At 69.7% G+C, this 3,099-nt stretch carries 3 protein-coding genes; 2 read left to right on the top strand and 1 reads right to left on the bottom strand.

All coding sequences use genetic code 11. The features are described 5' to 3' along the window. Positions 1-1,274, bottom strand: a 1,274-nt coding sequence (locus tag VN520_RS35080; RefSeq protein WP_325750996.1) for a 2-isopropylmalate synthase, incomplete at its 3' end; no start/stop codon positions are given. 292 nt (positions 1,275-1,566) lie between these two features. On the opposite strand from VN520_RS35080, the gene VN520_RS35075 reads away from it, so the two are divergent. Further along, positions 1,567-2,643, top strand: a complete 1,077-nt coding sequence (locus VN520_RS35075) for a M4 family metallopeptidase (RefSeq protein ID WP_325750995.1) — start codon at positions 1,567-1,569, stop codon at positions 2,641-2,643. 54 nt (positions 2,644-2,697) lie between these two features. Further along, positions 2,698-2,964: a protealysin inhibitor emfourin gene (locus tag VN520_RS35070; protein WP_325750994.1), complete on the top strand. Its 267-nt coding sequence runs from the start codon at positions 2,698-2,700 to the stop codon at positions 2,962-2,964. Positions 2,965-3,099 lie beyond the last annotated feature (135 nt).

Here is a 3,099-nt window from a genome sequence, read left to right as displayed (position 1 = left end):
CCCTTGCCGGACTGCGAGTTGACCCGGATGACCGCCTCGTAGGAGCGGCCGACGTCCTTCGGGTCGATCGGCAGGTACGGCACCGCCCACTCGATCTCGTCGACGGTCTTCCCCTGGGAGGCGGCGTCGGCCTCCATGGCGTCGAAGCCCTTCTTGATGGCGTCCTGGTGGGAGCCGGAGAAGGCGGTGTAGACCAGGTCGCCCGCGTAGGGGTGGCGCGGGTGGACCTCCATCTGGTTGCAGTACTCGCTGGTGCGGCGGATCTCGTCGATCTGCGAGAAGTCGATCTGCGGGTCGACGCCCTGCGAGAACAGGTTCATGCCCAGGGTGACCAGGTCGACGTTGCCGGTGCGCTCCCCCTGGCCGAACAGGCAGCCCTCGATGCGGTCGGCGCCCGCCATGATCGCCAGCTCGGCGGCGGCGACGGCGGTGCCCCGGTCGTTGTGCGGGTGGACCGACAGGCAGACGTACTCGCGGCGGGTCAGGTGGCGCGACATCCACTCGAAGCGGTCGGCGTGGGTGGAGGGCGTCGAACGCTCCACGGTGGCGGGCAGGTTGAGGATGATCTCGCGGCCCTCCTCCGGCTGCCAGACGTCGCAGACGGCCTCGCAGACCTCCAGGGCGAAGTCCAGCTCGGTGTCGGTGAAGATCTCCGGGCTGTACTGGTAGCCGAAGACCGTCTCGTCGCCCAGGATCTTCTGCGCGTACTCCATGACCAGCCGGGTGCCGTCCACCGCGATCTGCTTGACCTCCTCCTTCGAGCCGCGGAAGACCACGCGGCGGAAGGTGGGCGCGGTGGCGTTGTACAGGTGGACGGTGGCGCGCCGCGCACCGACCAGTGATTCGACGGTCCGCTCGATCAGTTCCTCACGGGCCTGCGTCAGGACGGAGATCGTCACGTCCTCGGGGATCGCGCCCTCTTCGATGATGGAGCGCACGAAGGCGAAGTCGGTCTCGCCGGAGGACGGGAAGCCGACCTCGATCTCCTTGTAGCCCATGCGTACGAGCAGGTCGAACATCTCGCGCTTACGGGCCGGCGACATGGGGTCGATCAGGGCCTGGTTCCCGTCGCGCAGATCGGTGGACAGCCAGCGGGGCGCCCGGGTGATGCGGTTGTCCGGCCAGGTGCGGTCGGAGATGTCCACGGCCTCGTAGCCGCGGTACTTGTGCACCGGCATCCCGGAAGGCTTCTGCAGCTGCTTCGCGTTGGTCACCGGGGTGGGGCCACCGACGGGGGCGGCATCGGTGTGCGCGGGGGAATTCACTGCGGTCACGGCGTACGGCTCCTCTGAGGTCCAGCAGGGGCGGCCGGCTGTGTCGCTGCAACAGCGAACTCCGCGGGGAGGGAGCCGGCCTACGACTACAGGCCCTCGCCGCGGCAGCTAAGAAGGAGCAGCCCGAAACGCATGGTGCGGCAACACTAACCGAGGGGCGCCTGGGACGTCGGTCCGTATCAGTATGCGGGATCGGTCCGCCGTGAAGGCAGAACGGTGATACATCACTCTATTTCGTCAATCACGATCGCAACCAGTGACTTTGCTGTTACCGAGTGCCACAGTCGTTCCCATGCAGCCTCGACCGAACAACGGGCTCCAGCCCGTCTTCTGCACGATCGTGCCGCCCCACGTACTCGACAAGCTGTCCCAGGCCGACGACCCGCTCCTGGCCGGACCCGCCCGGCGCACCCTGGACGCCGACTCGGCCCGGCGCCATCACCGGCGGGTGACCGCGCTGGCCTGGACCCCCCAAGCCGCCCGCACCTCCGACCCGGTCCCGGCCAAGCCCCACCGCACGCTGTACGACTGCCGGCACGGCACGGACCTGCCGGGCGTCAAGGTGCGTGACGAGGGTGAGGAAGCCACCCAGGACGCCAGCGTCAACCGCGCGTACGCGGGACTCGGCGCCACCTTCGACCTGCTGGTCATGGAGTACGGCCGCAGCTCGATCGACGGCAAGGGGCTGCCGCTCATCGGCTCCGTGCATTACGACGAGAAGTACAACAACGCGTTCTTCGACGGCGAGCAGATGGTCTTCGGGGACGGTGACGGGGAGATCTTCCTCGACTTCACCCTCGCCATCGACGTGATCGCCCACGAACTGGCGCACGGGCTCACCCAGTACACGGCCAACCTCGCGTACCAGGGCCAGTCGGGTGCGCTCAACGAGTCCGTGTCGGACGTCTTCGGCTCCCTGGTCAAGCAGTACTCCCTGGGCCAGAGCGCCGACCAGGGCGACTGGCTGATCGGCGCGGGACTGCTGGCCCCCCGGGTCAGCGGCGTCGCACTGCGCTCGATGAAGGCCCCCGGCACGGCGTACGACGACGACGTGCTCGGCAAGGACCCGCAGCCGGCATCGATGGACGACTACGTCGAGACGGACCAGGACAACGGCGGGGTCCACATCAACTCCGGCATCCCCAACCGTGCCTTCTACCTGCTGGCCACGGCACTCGGCGGCAACGCCTGGGAGCGGGCCGGCCGGATCTGGTTCGACGTGCTGACCGGTGGCGAGCTGGCCCAGGAGGCGTCCTTCAAGGACTTCGCCAAGCTGACCGTCGCCGCGGCGCAGCACAGGTTCGGGGAGGGCAGCGAGGCCGAGGCGGTGCTGAAGGCGTGGTCGGAGGTGGGAGTGCCGACCCGCTGACCGGGTAGGTGGATGCGGGGCCGTCCGGGCGGGGTCAGGCAGGAGTCAGTACGCATGCGCATTCAGGTGAGCCGGACCGGCGGGTTCGCCGGCATCGCACGCCACGGCGAGGTCGAGACCTCGGGACGGCCCGACGCCGCCGAATGGGAGGCACTGGCCGAGGCGGCACTCGCCGACGGCCGGGGAGGCCCGCCCGCAGGAGTGCCGGACGGTTTCCACTACCGGATCACGGTGGGCGACCGGACGGTCGAGTGTGCGGACCCACGGCTGACCGAGGCGCAGCGGACGCTCGTCTCCCGGGTCCTGAAGGAGGGCGCGTAGGCCCCGGGCCCTCACCGCCCCTCCGGCGGCCGGGCCCGGGAGGCGTGCCTCGGGGTCCGAGCATGCGCAGCCGCTTCGGGGCCCACCGCCCCCGTGCCCCTCTCGCGCCCCAGGGCCTCAGCGGCTTCGCGCGGC

This window comes from Streptomyces sp. (assembly GCF_035563135.1).
Classification (GTDB): Bacteria; Actinomycetota; Actinomycetes; order Streptomycetales; family Streptomycetaceae; genus Streptomyces.
This window is presented reverse-complemented; position numbering and strand designations above follow the sequence as displayed.

Excerpts from the sequence above, each read along its gene's own strand:
- VN520_RS35075 (WP_325750995.1), top strand. The coding sequence starts at position 1,567 with ATGCAGCCTCGACCGAACAACGGGCTCCAGCCCGTCTTCTGCACGATC.
- VN520_RS35070 (WP_325750994.1), top strand. The coding sequence starts at position 2,698 with ATGCGCATTCAGGTGAGCCGGACCGGCGGGTTCGCCGGCATCGCACGC.